The organism is Spirosoma liriopis, from assembly GCF_023196085.1.
Lineage (GTDB): Bacteria > Bacteroidota > Bacteroidia > Cytophagales > Spirosomataceae > Spirosoma > Spirosoma oryzicola.
This window is the reverse complement of the sequence record NZ_JALPRF010000002.1, coordinates 329,535-346,042: the sequence shown is the minus strand read 5'-3', so window position 1 is coordinate 346,042 and position 16,508 is coordinate 329,535. Positions and strand designations below refer to the sequence as shown.

The window sequence follows — 16,508 nt, the reverse complement described above, 5'->3', positions numbered from 1 at the left end:
GACCTGATGTATATTCATGCAGTAAGTCATTATCTCCCTACAGAGATAGTCGGCAATGAACACTTTACGAGGCTAAACGGCCTATCCAGTGATTGGATAATTGAGCGTACCGGCATCCGGGAGCGACGCAAAGCCTCTCCCGGCGAGAATACAAATACGATGACCGTTGAGGTGGTTCGTCGGCTTATGCCCAAGGCAGACCTATCAACGGTTGACCTGATTGTTGGCGCAACGTATACGCCCTACGATACAATTGTCTCACTTGCCCACGAGGCTCAGCATTTTCTTGGTATCGCTGACATACCCGTGGTTTCTATTTCAACGGCCTGCTCTTCGTTGCTGAATGCCATCGAGGTTGTAGAAGGTTACTTTGCGCTTAACAAAGCCAGCCGTGCACTTGTCATCGTTTCGGAGCACAATACGGCGTATAATAACGACAAAGACACCGTTTCGGGTCATTTGTGGGGCGACGGTGCTGCTGCGCTCCTGATCACAAAAGAGCGTCAGCAGGAAAGCGATTTTTCCATCAAAGCACTGCTGACGGGTGGGGCGGCCCATACGCCAAAAGCAACCACGGGTGTTATGCTGAAACCTGTCGACGGTGGCGTCAGTATGCCCTTCGGTCGTGATGTGTTTATTAACGCTTGCCAGTACATGCCCAAAGCATCGCTACAGGTGCTCGAACGGTGTGGCCTGACACTTGCCGATGTAGACTACGTGCTTCCACACCAGGCTAATCTGCGTATCTCGCGCAATGTGATGAATACGCTTGGCCTGCCCGAGGAAAAATTGATTTCAAATATTCAGATGTACGGCAATACCGGCTGTGCAGGTTGCGCTATAGCGCTTTCCGAGCAGTGGGATACCTTCCAGAAAGGTCAGCACATCGTCATAACCGTCTTCGGGGGTGGCTACTCGTATGGTGCCATGTTGATCGAAGCATAAAAAAGAAATAGCCTGTACTTAATTGCCGCTTTGGCGACTAAGTACAGGCTATTTACTTGCTACGTTACCTTATTGAGCATCGGCCCGCCAGGTATTGTTTTTTTCGTTGATATCCGGCAGTTTTTCGTCCGGGTCCACAACAACCGTCTTCAACGGTGAAGTCGAATTGTACTTAAACGTCCAAGAGCCGCCCCGCTGCCAAACTTCTATAGGCAAATTCACCCGTCCTTTTTTACCATTGCTTTCAGTAACTTCGATAGTCACCGGCATGGCAAATTTTTCGAGGTTTTCGATGGAAATCAGTGATCCTTTCTCAGCGGAGCCATCTACATATTTTACTTCTTTAACGGCCTGATCGAGTTTCCAGGTTTCGTAGAAGAAGCCGCGCCAGAACCAGCCTAAATCCTCGCCAGCACCGTCTTCCATGCTTCGGAAGAAATCGTATGGTGTCGGGTGTTTAAATGCCCAGCGATTCACGTAATTTTTAAAGGCAAAATCGAAGCGCTCAGGACCTAACACCGATTCACGCAGCATTTTCAATCCCATGCCCGGTTTGTAATAAGCCAGGATGCCTAAGTCGCGTGGCTGTTGCACATCAGGAATCGTCATGACTGGCTCGGTTGGGTAGAACAACGCGGGCGCAAGGTCGTGCATGGTACCGCGCTCGCGATCATATTCCCCCTTGTTGAAGTTAGCCGTAGAAAGCGTGTTGATAAAGGTGTTAAATCCTTCATCCATCCACGGAAACTTACGCTCGTTGTTGCCAACGATCATAGGGAACCAGTTGTGGCCAAATTCGTGGTCCGTCACTCCCCACAATCCATCTTTACGGCTTTTATGATCGCAGAACACAATACCGGGGTATTCCATACCGCCTACAATACCCGCTACGTTGGTAGCCACGGGGTACGAAAACTCGTACAGGTATTTTGAGTAAAATTCAATACATCCCTTTACGTACTCCGTTGATCGGTTCCAGGCATCATTGGTCGCGCTTTCAACCGGATAAACAGACTGAGCCAAAGACGGTTTACCGCTTGGCAGATTCATTTTAGCAGCATCCCACACAAACGCCTTTGACGAAGCCCAGGCGACATCACGGGTGTTTTGGCAACGGAATTTCCAGGTCAGCGTACCCGTTCTCTTCGGACGGGAATCCGGATTGTTTACTTCGTCCTTGCTGCGAATGATAACCGTTTTGTCACTTTGGCGGGCCTGTGCCAGCCGTTTGATCTGTTCAGCGGTCAGAACGTCGTTTGGATTCAGCAGTTCGCCCGATCCGACAACGATATGATCCCAGGGTACGGTAACATTATACTCAAAGTCGCCGTAATCGAGGTAAAACTCGCCCGCGCCCAGATAAGGCAATACGTTCCACCCTTCGATGTCGTCGTAGACACACATCCGTGGATACCATTGAGCCAGTTCGTAAATGACACCATCCTTACGCTTCAACTGCCCCATGCGGTCGGAGCCGTACTCAGGAATTTTAAACGAATAGGCTATTTTCACTTTTATCACATCCCCATTCGGTTTTACAGGCTCTGCCAGACGTATCTGCATCCGGGTATCCGTAACTTCGTAAGGGGCGTTCGCAAATTTGCTCTTGCCATGATCAACCGTCACACTCGTGATCGATAGCCCACCCGCAAAACCCAGGTTACCGAACCGTCCACCGGTTACGGGTGTCGTTTTCGAAGCCCGCGAGGTATCGCTGAACGCATTTTGGTCCAACTGAAGCCATAAGTAAGCCAACGATTCGGGCGAATTGTTTTTGTACGTAATCGTTACCTCACCCGTGATCGTGTTTTGCTGATCGTCAAGGGCAACGTTAATCTGGTAGTCCGAGCGGTTTTGCCAGTAGCGCGGTCCGGGGGCCCCACTACCCGTTCGGTAGTCGTTACCCGGCTGCATGTTAAAAAGAGGATGAAACAAGGCAAGCGGATCGTATTTCGATCCCGTCGTTGATGACGGTGCGTTTTGGGCGAACGAGAGGATACTTAACGCCCATAGACACGCTCCGAGAGCAATTTTTTTCATGAAGCAATAATAAAACAAGATTGATATACAAATAACGCGATAAAGCCCTAAAACTAGGTGTTGGCCTGAACGAATAGTTAAAAGGGCAAGCGTAAATCAAGGCCGTGATGAACCAGCAGGAAGATAAATAGAGCGATCCACAAAACATCAACAAAATGCCAGTAGAGCGTTATCAGGCGAATTTTAAGTTGATTGGGCGGATTAACACTATAAACAAACGAATCGACGTAGGGCCGACGGCGTAGAGCTTCGACCAAAGCAATGATGATAAAAATTAATCCGATCAAAATGTGAAGTAAGTGGACTCCGGAGATAATATAGACGAACCCACCCGCCGGATTACCTTCTAGTTTGATACCAGCCTGAATCATTTGCCGCCAACCCCAACCCTGTAAAAGAATAAAAAGGGTTCCTAGCACCAGCGTTGTCGCCATGTTGCTGCGGTAACTTCCAAACCGTTCATGCCGGAAAGCCTGATTGGCATTGTTCAGCGTGAGGCTGCTTAGAACGATGACTACGGTACTGATTAAAAAGACATTCGGTAGCTTAACGCTGGTCCATCCCGGCCCCGTTCGGCGGATTACATAGGCGGCCAGCAGAATGGTAAACAGCATGACGCTGCTAGCGATTCCAAGCCAGACCATGAAGCGGAACGGCTCCCGCCGTTTCGTGATGAAGTTACTCATTCGTAAGGATTCGTAGCTTGTGGCTTCTAATTACGCTATAGCCAGACGATCCTGAACCACAAACTTATTTTAAAAACCAGGTTAAAGCTTTCCTTGCCAAACGTTGTAATCCTCAAATTGGTTTGAGATAACCGGTGGCGCATCAAAAATCCCGTACACCGTTGAGCCTGAACCACTCATACTAGCGTAGACCGCCCCTAATTCGTACAGCTGCTGCTTGATTTTGGGTAAAACAGGATAGTTAGGAAACAGGCTGTCTTCGAAATCGTTACGGACAGTTTGTCGCCAGGTTTTAATCGGTTGTTGCAGGTAGTCCCGTAGCGGTCGCTGGGGTTTTGTTGGTCGAATATTTGCGTAAGCCTCGGCAGTCGAGATCGCCAGGTTTGGATAAATCAGCAGGATGGAATAGCCACTTAAATCAACCCCGATTTCTTCAAAGACGTCTCCTTTCTCAACGCAGTAGACCGGCTTGTTCTGGATAAAAAAAGCACAGTCGCTACCTAGGCGACGGGCGTAGTCCTGCAACTGCGCAACGCTCAAGCCAAGCGCAAACTGTTCGTTGATGAGCTTTAACGCGAAAGCCGCATCAGCAGAGCCGCCCCCTAGCCCGGCACCGATAGGCACTATTTTGTGCAGATGCATCTGAATCGAAGGTAGCGCAAAGTCCTTCTTTAGTAACTCATACGCCCGTACGCAAAGGTTGGTTGCGGTCTCTCCCGGAATAGGTAATCCACTACTACTAAACGCAAACGGTTCTGCAGGAATCAGTTCAAGTGCGTCACTCCATCCAATCGGATAAAAGCAGGATTGCAGATTATGAAAGCCGTCGGCTCGTTTTTCTGTGATAAACAAGCCGAGGTTAATTTTTGCGTTTGGAAAAGAAATCATTGAAACCGACGAATAGTAGCACAAATGTAAGCGCAGAAACTCCTAAAGAAGTTAATCCTGCCGCAATACATTCGCTGCTTATTTGATCGCAATTACTTTGAATTCCGTTCGGCGGTTGCGCTGGTGTTCGGCATCGGTGCAGATGACCCCATCGGTACAGTTATTCACTAGCTCCGACTCGCCCATGCCGATTGCCACCATCCGTTTGCGACTGATTCCTTTTGAGCTGAGGTAGTTGGTGACTGCTTTTGCCCGCTCCGTTGATAAAGCTTTGTTGTGGCCCGCGTCGCCACGACTGTCGGTATGCGAACGAATTTCGATGACCAGCGAGGGATATTTTTGCATGGTAGCAACCAGCCGATCCAATTCACGCGCAGCGTTCGGACGGAGGCTAAACTGATCCAGATCGTAATAAATGTTGTCAATAGCGACAATATCGCCGACACCCAGCATACGTAAGTCCGCTGATAGCTCTTTTGGCTTTTCCTTTTTGGCCAGTCGCTTGATACGGCTCGTGTTGGTTCCAAACTTGGGCTTAGAAGCAATAAGCGTGTAATCACAACCTGGATCAAGTTCGAAGCTGTAGCGCCCATCTGGTCCTGTTACGTATTCACGCAGTGACCGGTCGCACTCTTTTCGGAGTCGCACCGTAACGCCAGCAATCGGCCGACGATCCCGTTCGCTCATGATTACACCCCGAATCCGGGAACGTGACAAGGAGGTTGGCCTTACCGGAGCCTCCGCAATGGTATCCATAATGACCGTGGGCTTCATCATCGACATTTCAAGCCGGGTTGGCTGGTCATCCGTCAGTAAGCGTGTTGTAAATCCAATGGTGCTGTTGATGTATCCATCCCGGCTGGCCTGAAACATAAAGTCGTTGTTGCCTTCCAGACAGAGTTGCACTAGTCCGTTGCGGTCGGTGGTAAGCGTTTGATCAGGACGGCCTTCGCCTTTGGTTTTGACCAGCACGCTGACGCTATCCAACGCGGCATCCGTATCCATATCATAGAGCCGAATGGTCAGATCACGGCATCCGTACAACGAACTCTCACGAACAAATCGGTAGATATCGTCACTGCCTTCACGTCGATTGCTACTAAAATAGCCACCCCGTCGGCTAGCATCGGTGATCAACCCAAAATCGTCTTCGGCCGAGTTGATTGGCGCGTTCAGGTGTTCAACGGATTGTACGGTTGTCGCGTTGGACAACGCAGCAAAGAAAATGTCCAGTGCGCCCAGTCCACCCCGACCATCGGATGAGAAGTAAAGATTTCCAGCGTCATCAACAAAGGGAAACAATTCATTGCCTTTCGTATTGACTGTCTGACCAAGGTTGACCGGTCGTCCCCATTTTCCGTTTTGGAAGCGGCTTACGTAGAGATCCGTTCCGCCAAAACCGCCCGGCATATCCGACGCGAAATACAGCAGTTGTTCGTCACGGCTCAAGGTTGGATGGCCGACGGAATATTCATCGCTGTTGAAGGGCAGTTCTTCCACATCAACCCACATACCGTTCTCCTGGCGAGCCGAATACAGTTTTAGTTTGTTGACGCCTTCACTGCTTTTTGCAGAACGTCCTTCGTTATAGTTATTCCGCGTGAAGATAATCCGCGAACCATCCCGCGAAAAAGTGGCAGGTCCCTCGTGGTACTTAGTATTCAACGTTTTGCTGAATCGCTTTGGAGCACCTGAGGAGCGGGCGTCATAGCCAAGTCCTTCCGTAATGTTGATGCTTCCGCTGAAATTTGGTACCGTGCGTGAATCGTTAGCCGTTGCACGAGTATATTGATCGCTACCGACCTGACGCTCCGTTTTGGTCCGCTGGTTAACAGCCTTACTGACGCTTCCATCCGCATTGATAATGCTGGCAACTTTCAGGCTATTGCGGTTGGGCGCATAAAACAAGTCAAGGTAACCGGCTCCCCCACCCTTCCCAGTTGTCTCGATCGTTGCTCCGCCTTTTTTCCCCGATACATACACCAACCCATCTTGATAAAACGATGGACTAAACTCCTCACCCGCTGTATTCAAGTCTAAATATTCCAGCCGGTAGCGTATTGTTTCTTTTTTACTGCCACCGGGTGAAGCCGCATTTTCTGGTATCGCGACAGACCGACGAGCGGGCATTTTCTCTTTCAATTGCAGGTACCGTTCGTATTGCTTCTGCGATTCCTGAAACTTGCCGTTGGCCGCTAACGCCTTAGCAAACTGCAACACTTGCTGAGGATCTTCATCCGCACCGTTGCTCAGGGCATCCCGATAAAAACGTTCGGCCTTTGTGCCATCACCTACCTGCTGGTATGCGTAAGCTAATTTTCCCTGAGTCAGTGCTTTCTGGGTCGTTGTCAGCTGATCGTTCGCCAATAACTGCGCGTAGGCGTCAATTGCACGCCCATACGCTTTGTAACTAAGCAGACGTTCGGCCTGCCGCAACAGCGAGTCTGTCTGTGACCAAGCCGTTATAGAACAGCTTATCCACAGCCATACGCTTAAAAAATGCTTTATCCAACCTATCCTCATTGGCATAGTTTACGCCCAATAAATCCGTGACTTTTCGTTCGACAGGTCACAAGTTCGGCTATTAACCGCTACGCGATAATCAACGTGCCAACGTCAAGAATCGTACGAACTCACGACCGTCGCTTAATTTAATCTGGTAATAATACGCACCATCGGGTAGTCCCTGGCTTTTATCAGCGGCTCTAACACCTTGATTTGCGGTACCGTCCCAGTCATTTTTGTAATCGTTATTCTGGTAAACCAGACTTCCCCAACGGTTATAGATTGCCAACTGTATAGTGATACCTGACGGCACTCCCTGAATGACAAAACGGTCGTTGATTCCATCATCGTTCGGCGAGAAACCTTCTGGAATGAATACCGTTTGCGCTCCTTCGGGCAGTACTGCGTGTACCGTTACGCTTGTTGGTTCATTGTTATCCGTTGGATCACCGTTCTGATCAGGATCAGCGCTGGTACCATTGACTGACCAATCACGACAGACGTTATTGGCAGCATCAACAGCTTGCCCAAGCGCGGTGTTTGTAAATGTTAAATCCGTAGCCTGGTTAACATCTACCCGAACTGTCAGCCAGATATGCGCCTGTCGATTTGTAGGCAGTTGACTACCCGCCAGCAACAACGTTGTGTCAGCGCCCTGTCCTGTGTACGCAGCATTGGCAATCAATCCGTTATCGGCCCGGACAGCCACCGAGTGAACCCTGGCTCCTTTTTTGGTAAACACCGCATCGAGATTATCCGAAACCTGAAGCTGCGTTAGTGTGTGTTCTCCCAAATTAGTAGCCGTTAGCTGATAGGTTAACGCAACCAACCGCGCGGCTCCTTCCACGACCCAGACCGGTTCGCTTACTTTTTTGCTGATACCCAGCAGTTCGCGCGCTACGGATGGAGCCCCAACAACTACTTGCGTCAATGCGCCAACGCACGGACCCTTTCCATCAGGATCGGCTGTTGTCAGCGTGAATGTCGTCCTGCCCAGTCGTTGGTCCGTTTCGGACAATAAATAACGTGCGTTCAAACCTGTATTTGTGAATAACCCTTTACCGCTGCTTTCCCAGGTTACGCCAGTTGCTGATCCACCGAGTTTTCCTTGCAGACACACAACCCCTTTCGCCCAATCCAACGTGTCTACTCGAACCGCTACCGTAGCGGGATTACTTATACACGGGGGTATGGCATTTGGACAGTCTGCAATACGAACCGTCACGGCCATTGGCTCAGTATAGCATCCATTGACGTCTCTCCCAAACACGTAATATGTCCCTGACAAGGCAGCGCCCGGCGATTGAACCAACGGTGCATTCAACGATGGAGCGGTTCTAAACTCATAATGAACCGCTGAATTTTGGTTTGTCGTCCCGATAGCGTTAGACAAATCGGCGGTTTGGAACGGACAGCTATTTGTCACTGTAGCGCTGGAAGCTATCTGTTTGCCGCCCCCCCGTACCGTTATCAACTGACCAGCCGAACTGTCGCTTTGACACGAACCAATCTGGCAAACAGCGCGAAACGTAGTCGTGCTATACGGACTTACAGATCGTACTAACCCTTCTCCTCCATCTGACCAACGCACGCGGCCAACGCAGCCCGAGGCAGTCAACTGACTAGTTTGCCCGGCACAAATGTCGCTTACGCTTGCCGAAATAATAGGTGTTGTTGGTTCAGCAACCGACACGTTAATCCCCACCGACGGTCCACTAACGCAATTTTCTCCTTCGCAGGTTGCGCTGAACGTTGTTGTCTGTACGAGTTGGCCCGTCCAGGTTGAGCCGGTTGTCTGATCAGGCCAGCGAACAATTCCCACGCAATTTGTGGCCGTCAACGTAACGCTATTTCCAGGACAGATGGTGGTGGCAGAAGTCGTCAGAATAGGCGGCTCAGGCGTGTTTACGGTTACTTTCCACACGTCCGCGAAGCAGCTAATACAACCTTGCCGAGCGCGGCAGATGGCCGTATATTTTGTTGTTCGTTGCGGCTGAACAGTTAGCTGGTTGCCCGTCTCTCCGTTTGACCATACGACAGTGCCTGTGCAGCCAGTAGCGGTCAATGTAACGCTTTCATTGCGACATATTGCTTTCGCGGAACCTCTGATAATGGGAGGTTCCGGATTTCGGCATGAATCGGCCACTGAAAATACGCTCGCTGTCACGTTGCTTGTTACTAATACTAGTACAAAAAAACACGAAAAATTCCTCAGTAAATTAGTTAGTAACATGCCTATCGAATGGTGTATGGTCTATTACTACACTAGACGAATATCATGCCAAGCGCTGCGGAAGTAGCATGCAGTACAAGCGCACAACCATCCGATTTAGTTACAAATTGGGCAGTAGGCTGGAATCAGGCATACTATGTTCAGCTGGTACATGCTTAAAATTATCACAAACCATGCCAGCCTTGTAAGTCGTTAAGTTACCAGTTAAGTAAAAGTGATAATAGTTACCGAGCGGTAGGGTACGCTAACACGCTCGACCAATTATTCGTTGCTTAGCCTAACTCGAAAAGGCGATTAATGCTACTGGGTAATTCGCGCCGATCGTGGGTCACGAACAGAATTGTCTTATCCGACAAGGAGTTCAGCAATTGCTGCGCTAGCTGAACATGACGGGCATCGATAGCCTGAAAGGGTTCGTCAAGGATTAGCACTGGCGCGTTTTTGAGTAAAGCTCTTACCAGCAACGTAAGCCGCTGCTCACCAATGGACAACGTACCAAACGGACGGTCTTTAAGGTGTGTCAAACCAAAGTATGCCAGAAGGGACTGCAAATCGGCTTCAGCGCTGGCCGGAACGCGGGCGGGGACAGTGAGCGTATCCGTCAAACCCGTAAACGCCACCTGTGCCGCCGTTAGAAGCTGCGGAAAGTACAGATGCAACTCCGGCGAAACGAAACCGATCCGACGTTTGACATCCCAGATGCTTCCGCCTTTACCTCGTTTGTGGTCAAACACGCGTACATCATTGGCATAGGCCTGCGGATGATCGCCGTAAAGTAGGCTCAATAAAACAGATTTCCCAGCTCCGTTCCGGCCCATCAGCGCCCAGCGTTCGTTGACGGCGACAGTCCAGTTGATGGCATCCAAAATAATTCGGTCGCCATATTTTACACTGACATCCGTAAGACGGAATGCCTCTGAGAAATCAGCCGCCTTAGGGGGCGTTTCCAGAGTGGGCAGTTCGGAACTCGCTAGTAAACCACTTTGCCAACGAACCCCTTCTTTAGGGCCTAGCTGGACAATACGCCCGCGCTCCAATACGAGGACATGGGTAATAAAGTCGGGTATATTTTCAGGTTCAACGACAATGATCAGCGTAAGTCCGTGGTGAATAAGATCGCCTAACCACTGATTTAGTTCCTGACGAAATATAGCGTCTAATCCAACAAACGGATTGTCGAGAAGAAGCAGCTCAGGATGTTGTAGTAATGCCTTGCCGATACGAGCTTTCCGGGTTTGACCATTCGACAACTTGAGAAAGGCCGAATCAAGAAGGGGTTCAAGGCCAAGGCGTTGTACAAGAGCCATATCTTCCGCTGACCCGGAAAAACGCAGGTAATCGCGTACTGTCAAAGCGGGCTTGCCGTCATGAGAATCACTAAGCGTAGCGTGATAACGTTGCTGATAAAAATGACCCGTGTACGAGAACTGGTGCGATTCTTCCTTGAAGGAAACAAACGCAGCTGACTTCTTTCGTAGAAGCGTACCGGGTTTTGCCGGTAACTGCCCGGCTAATGCCTGTAAGAGTGTAGTTTTACCACTGCCAGTCGGTCCTACTACGGCCCAGCTCTCACCCGAATGAACAGTCCACGTTAGATCAGACAAGACGAGCTGATTACCGCGACGTATGGAAAAATTATGTAATGCTATTATATCAGTATGACTGGACATAAAAAAAGCTGGATGGACAACTTCGCAAAGTTATCCATCCAGCTTACTTCTTCTCGTATTGCGCTCGATTAATACGTGGTTGAAGAAGGGCTTGTCGTCGTTGATGATGAAGAACGACGGCTGTTTCTGCGGGTTGGAGGGTTGCCCGTCGAACCGTTGTTCATACGGTCAGAAGTACCCATCGTTCCGGTACCAGTAGTTCCTGTTCCGGTCGTTGTTCCGTTATTCATGGTGCCCGTGCCAGTCGAATAAGTACCCGTGCCGGTTGTGCCGGTAGTACCCGTTCCTGTGGTACCATTGTTCATCGTACCGGTATTAGTGCCCGTTGGTGGTTGGGTTTGGTAGGTACCTGTGTTGGTGCCTGTCGTTCCCATCGTACCGCCGTTCATCGTGCCAGTACCCGTATTCGTCGGTGGCTGCGTCTGATACGTACCCGAATTCGTTCCCGTATTCTGGCCGTTATTCATCGTGCCTGTATTAGTTCCCATCGTTCCGGTACCGGTAGTTCCTGTTGTTCCTACACCAGTCGTTCCCGTACCCGTGGTTCCGGTCGAACCTGAGTTCGTTGTCTGTGCTTGCGTATTGAGGGTCAGGCCGGCTGCCAGCATGAAACCCATTATCAGTATTTTTTTCATAGTTGAGTAATGGTTATATCGTTTTTACCCGATATTCTATAGTATAACTCAACTAATATTAGTTTGTTTAATCAAACTTTAACTTTTCAGCAGAATTCTAAAAAAATTCTTCCGCAGCCTCGTATGCTCTCACCGTTTATAAATGATTCATTCTTAGCAACTAATAAATTTCAGTTTTGATCTTGCGGCAATGCATGAATTACGAAGGTGTCATAAAAGCACAAAAAGGGGTAGTGAATCCAGATTGGCTCACTACCCCTTTTTGTGCACTTTGCTGATTACAAATTACCCTTTTTCATTTCTTTCACGGCAAAATCAGCAGCGCGTGCCGTTAAAGCCATGTAGGTCAGCGAAGGGTTTACGCAGGATGCCGACGTCATGCAGGCTCCATCCGTATTAAATACGTTCTTAACCGCGTGAACCTGGTTGTGCGCGTTCAGAACCGACGTTTTCGGATCACGGCCCATGCGTGCGGTACCCATTTCGTGAATACCGATACCGGGGTGTTTCGACTCGTCGTTATAAGGCGTTACGTTCTTCAGACCAGCGGCTTCGAGCATTTCAGCGGCATCGTTCATCATGTCAATGCGCATCTTCTTCTCGTTCTCACCATAGGCCGCGTCAAATACGATCAATGGCAGGCCCCACTTATCTTTCTGATCAGGCGACAGCGTCATGCGGTTGTTCGGGTCAGCAATCATCTCGCCGAAGCCGCCCAGGCTCATTGTCCACGGACCCGGTGTTGTCAGGCTATCTTTGAACTCGGCTCCGAAACCTTCCATACCATTGCCCCGGTTCCAACCGCCCCGGCCAGCGCCACCCTGATAGCCAAAGCCACGTACATAATCACGTTTGTCACCCGCCCAGTTGCGGTAGCGTGGAATGTACACACCATTGGCACGACGGCCGTAATAGTATTGGTCTTCCATGCCTTCAAACGAACCAGCAGCACCCGCAGCCAGGTGATGGTCCATAATGTTCCGGCCAAGCTGGTCAGAATCGTTACCCATTCCGTTCGGGAACCGGTGCGACTTCGAGTTCATCAGGATCGACGTACTCGCAAAAGCCGACGCGTTCAGGAAGATAACTTTAGCGTAGTACTCCCGAACTTCTTTCGTATTCTGGTCAACAACCCGAACACCGGTTGCTTTTCCTTTTTTCTCGTCGTAAAGAACTTCCGACACGATTGAATCAGGACGAAGCGTTAACCGACCAGTTTTCATGGCCGCTGGCAACGTAGCCGATTGCGTACTGAAATAAGCACCGTAAGGGCATCCCCGCATACACTGATTCCGGAACTGACAAGCCGCCCGACCCAGATCGTAGTGAAGCTGCTTAGGTGCCGTCAGGTGCGCTGTGCGTCCCATCGTAACCATACGCGCCGGGAACGCTTTTTCGATTTTCTTTTTCGCTTCCTTCTCCAGACAGTTCATCTGCATCGCGGGCAGAAAGTTACCGTCGGGCAGTACGTCCAGTCCGTCTTTGCTACCCGAAACGCCGACAAACGTTTCGGCGTACGTATACCAGGGAGCCAGATCTTCGTAGCGGATTGGCCAGTCAACGCCGATTCCTTCTTTGCCGTTGGCCATGAAGTCTTCTTTGTTCCAGCGGTAACTTTGGCGTCCCCACATCAGCGACCGACCGCCCACGTGATAACCCCGAATCCAGTCTACCTTGCGTTTTTCGAGGTACGGGTTTTCTTTATCATTCTCGAAAAAGTGGCGCCACTCTTCGTTAGCCGTGTAACCGGTGCGCATGTTTGCCCAGTACTCCTCGGCAGCCATCGTTGTGATGCGTCCCCGGTGCGGAAAATCCCACGGGTTGTTGGTAGCAGTTGGGTAGCCTTCGATGTGTTTCACGTCGCGGCCCCGCTCCAGCATTAATACTTTCAGACCTTTTTGGGTCAATTCTTTAGCAGCCCAGCCGCCCGATATTCCTGATCCTACAACGATAGCGTCGTAGGTCATATCTTTTTTTGCGTCAATATTGAGATTCATCTTTGAAGAAATTTTCGGTATAAAGTTTTCAGTTCAACGGTTTTGATTACTTCTGCAAGCAATCAGATTTATCTATTGACCCTTTATACCTTGTTACGGCAAGCGTTTAGATAGCCCAAGCCTTCTGGCCTTTTTTGAGTGGAACACAACCATCGTAACGGCCCGGTACAGCCACGTACTCGAGCGCCTGTGTACAGCCGATTTCCGACGTAAAATAGCCAGTCAGCGTTAAATCTTTCAGGATCGTGTAGAACGGCGTATACCGTTTCTTAGCGTCGGGCATCTGCAAATCGGCCTGCGAGTTTTCCACTTTGGCGGCAGCTTTTGCATTGCTCATCTGCGCCAGCTGTTGCTTGGCATCGGCTTCCAGCTTTTTCACAATCTCAATCCGTTGCGTTGGGTCGAGTTGGACAAACGCTTTGCCATACGCATCCTGACTTAATTTGTTTGTTTGCGTAAGGCCATCCAGGAACCGTTGCTGATCGTCTGCCTTGTAGCAGTCTTTTAGCAGAATATCAATGACCTCGTTCACTTTAGCGGCTTTGGCACCGGGAGTACTAGTCGTTGGTATTATTGTATCAGCCAGTTCAGCGACGGTAGCGTCCTGATCAGCTGTAAAAAAGAGCGGCTTGCCCGTCAAGGCGCGTCGGGTGGCCGAAGCTTCAAGCGTATCGGCTAAAGCGGGCAAAGACATGGTTACACCAGCCAATGCAGCCACCCGCATAAGGGCGTCTCTTCTGTTCATGTGCTTAGAGCGAGTTAAACTTTCAAATAGAACGATGTAAGGAATTACAAATGTATAAAAATCAAGGATTTGATTGTGCAATTTAGAGATGCAGTTTTAAAGGATCATATCAACCCTATATCAACTATCTGATACCCTGCAATACACAAAAATCTAGAGCGCTGTCAGCTCCTGTACGGCCAGCCAGCTCATCAGTCCGGCACCGATTTCCAGCGACGATTCATCGATGTCAAACGTGGGCGTGTGCACTCCTGAAATGATGCCGCGTGCTTCGTTGCGCGTTCCAAGCCGGTAGAAGCAGGAATCAACCACTTGCGAGTAAAAAGCAAAATCTTCACCCGCCATCCACAGGTCGAGATCGACCACATTGTCCGCACCCATGTAGGCTACCGCCTGCGACCGCACGCGCCGGGTCAGCTCAGGATTATTCTTCAGGTAAGGATACCCGTTAACAATGGTAAACTCGCATGAGCCGCCCATCGCTTCGGCAATACCTTCAGCTAATTTTACCATCCGGCGCTTTCCTTCGGCCCGCCATTCTTCATTCATGCAGCGGAAGGTCCCTTCAATCTTGACTTCATTCGGAATTACGTTCGTAACGCCATCGGCAATAAACCGCCCGAACGACAACACCGACGGACTGGCGGGCGGACGGTTGCGGCTAATGATCTGCTGCAAAGCCACGATGATATGCGATGCAATCAATACCGGATCGACCAGATTGTCGGGCATAGCCGCGTGGCCGCCTTTACCGCGCACCGTTATATAAATCTCGTCGGTACTGGCCATGTACATGCCTTCGCGGAAGCCAATCTTACCTACCGGAATGTTCGGCGCAACGTGCTGACCAATCATGCTCATCGGGGTCGGATTTTCCAGAACACCTTCTTTGATCATCAGCGACGCGCCACCCGGCGCTTTCTCCTCACCAGGCTGGAACACCAACTTTACCGTTCCATCGAACTGATCGCGTAAGACGTGCAGAATACGCGCGACACCGAGCAGGCTAGCCGTATGCGCATCATGCCCACAGGCGTGCATGACCCCATCGACGGTGGATTTATACGAAACGTCGTTCGCTTCATGAATGGGTAACGCGTCCATGTCGGCCCGCAACCCAACCACTCGGGAAGACATATTGGAGCCGTTGCTTTTAGTACCGTCAATAAGCGCCACCAGACCTGTATCAGCAACTCCTTCCTGCGGAGTAATGCCAATCGCTTTCAGTTGATCGGCAACGAATTGAGCCGTGTTATGCTCACGAAACGAAAGTTCGGGATGCGCGTGCAGATGTCTACGGGTCTGAACGATATCAGCCGCATACTGCCGGGCGAGCGATTTGATTGATTCAAGCATAGTAGTCTGACCAACAGAACGATGGTCGTTAAATAAATCACAGGTAAGCCGCCAGCCAAACCAACGTTTACTGCGACGTTATGAATTGATAATCACTGATAACCGTTTGCAGAAAGTCGCGATCAGGCATCGTGCTCTGAATACCGGTTACGTCTTTAACTTTATTGGCGGTGCGTGTCAGCAGTTCGTTGTCACTTCTGTACAGAGCCTCTCGGACAATACTGATATCGCGGTCATTTAATAAACGAACATCGGGAAACTGTACGGTATAATTTTCATCGACCGGTTGAATAAGAATGTGGTCTAACGAAACAGCGGGCTTAAGCTTAACAACTGTCGTACCGGCGGCAATATCGCCCAGACGCTGTCCTTTTCCATTCATTGCCACGGTGATAATCGGAACAATACCGCCCAGAAACGCTGCTGACTCCACAATCCGCAATACCCACCGGATCAGGTAAGCGCCTAAACCCGGCGACGAACCATCGAGCATGACCACGCGGATGTCCATCGCTATTTTGCCAGGACTTCGACCATTGAGAAACCACTCCGACAGCAAATCGTAAGCCACCACCGGAAACATAACGAGAACCGTGTAGAAGCTGCTCGTGCGAATACCAAACCGGGACGGCAAGGCTACGACCAGCAATACCCACCCGAATATAACCAGATAGTCGATGATTGCCGCCAGGATGCGTTCACCAACGCTGGCGGGTTCGTATTCCAATAACACATTCTGGGAGGTGCGAATCGCAACAGACATTGTCGGTGAGTTGTCAGCAATAAATAAGTTGTTGACGGTAGTTTC

12 protein-coding genes are annotated in these 16,508 nt (G+C 50.1%); 1 reads left to right on the top strand and 11 read right to left on the bottom strand.

Annotated elements, in window-relative coordinates:
* Positions 1-6 precede the first annotated feature (6 nt).
* On the top strand, positions 7-945 hold the full coding sequence (locus M0L20_RS10565; protein WP_232560868.1) for a 3-oxoacyl-ACP synthase III family protein: 939 nt from the start codon (positions 7-9) through the stop codon (positions 943-945).
* Positions 946-1,014: 69 nt separating this feature from the next.
* Here M0L20_RS10565 and M0L20_RS10560 read toward each other — a convergent pair whose 3' ends face one another.
* The 11 genes from M0L20_RS10560 to M0L20_RS10510 form a co-directional block, all read right to left on the bottom strand.
* Positions 1,015-2,985, bottom strand: coding sequence for a M1 family metallopeptidase (locus M0L20_RS10560; protein ID WP_248476886.1), 1,971 nt, complete (start codon positions 2,983-2,985; stop codon positions 1,015-1,017).
* 77 nt (positions 2,986-3,062) lie between these two features.
* Positions 3,063-3,671, bottom strand: a complete 609-nt coding sequence (locus M0L20_RS10555; protein WP_248476885.1) for a cytochrome c oxidase subunit 3 — start codon at positions 3,669-3,671, stop codon at positions 3,063-3,065.
* 81 nt (positions 3,672-3,752) lie between these two features.
* The gene (gene ispE / locus M0L20_RS10550; protein WP_248476884.1) at positions 3,753-4,559 is read right to left on the bottom strand and encodes a 4-(cytidine 5'-diphospho)-2-C-methyl-D-erythritol kinase; all 807 of its coding nucleotides are present in this window, start codon (positions 4,557-4,559) and stop codon (positions 3,753-3,755) included.
* Between the two features lie 78 nt (positions 4,560-4,637).
* Positions 4,638-7,082: an OmpA family protein gene (locus M0L20_RS10545; protein WP_248476883.1), complete on the bottom strand. Its 2,445-nt coding sequence runs from the start codon at positions 7,080-7,082 to the stop codon at positions 4,638-4,640.
* Positions 7,083-7,161: 79 nt separating this feature from the next.
* Positions 7,162-8,988, bottom strand: coding sequence for a gliding motility-associated C-terminal domain-containing protein (locus M0L20_RS30325; protein WP_248476882.1), 1,827 nt, complete (start codon positions 8,986-8,988; stop codon positions 7,162-7,164).
* 581 nt (positions 8,989-9,569) lie between these two features.
* On the bottom strand, positions 9,570-10,901 hold the full coding sequence (locus tag M0L20_RS10535) for an ATP-binding cassette domain-containing protein (RefSeq protein ID WP_248476881.1): 1,332 nt from the start codon (positions 10,899-10,901) through the stop codon (positions 9,570-9,572).
* A gap of 134 nt (positions 10,902-11,035) precedes the next feature.
* Positions 11,036-11,602, bottom strand: a complete 567-nt coding sequence (locus tag M0L20_RS10530; protein WP_232560861.1) for a hypothetical protein — start codon at positions 11,600-11,602, stop codon at positions 11,036-11,038.
* A gap of 278 nt (positions 11,603-11,880) precedes the next feature.
* Positions 11,881-13,599 (bottom strand): GMC oxidoreductase, encoded by a 1,719-nt coding sequence (locus M0L20_RS10525; protein ID WP_248476880.1) that lies wholly within the window; start codon positions 13,597-13,599, stop codon positions 11,881-11,883.
* Positions 13,600-13,705: 106 nt separating this feature from the next.
* Positions 13,706-14,344 (bottom strand): gluconate 2-dehydrogenase subunit 3 family protein, encoded by a 639-nt coding sequence (locus tag M0L20_RS10520; RefSeq protein ID WP_232560859.1) that lies wholly within the window; start codon positions 14,342-14,344, stop codon positions 13,706-13,708.
* A gap of 153 nt (positions 14,345-14,497) precedes the next feature.
* A complete protein-coding gene (locus tag M0L20_RS10515; protein WP_232560858.1) occupies positions 14,498-15,700 on the bottom strand; it encodes a M20 metallopeptidase family protein in 1,203 nt (400 codons plus the stop codon).
* A 67-nt stretch (positions 15,701-15,767) separates the two neighbouring features.
* The gene (locus M0L20_RS10510) at positions 15,768-16,463 is read right to left on the bottom strand and encodes an RDD family protein (protein ID WP_248476878.1); all 696 of its coding nucleotides are present in this window, start codon (positions 16,461-16,463) and stop codon (positions 15,768-15,770) included.
* Positions 16,464-16,508 lie beyond the last annotated feature (45 nt).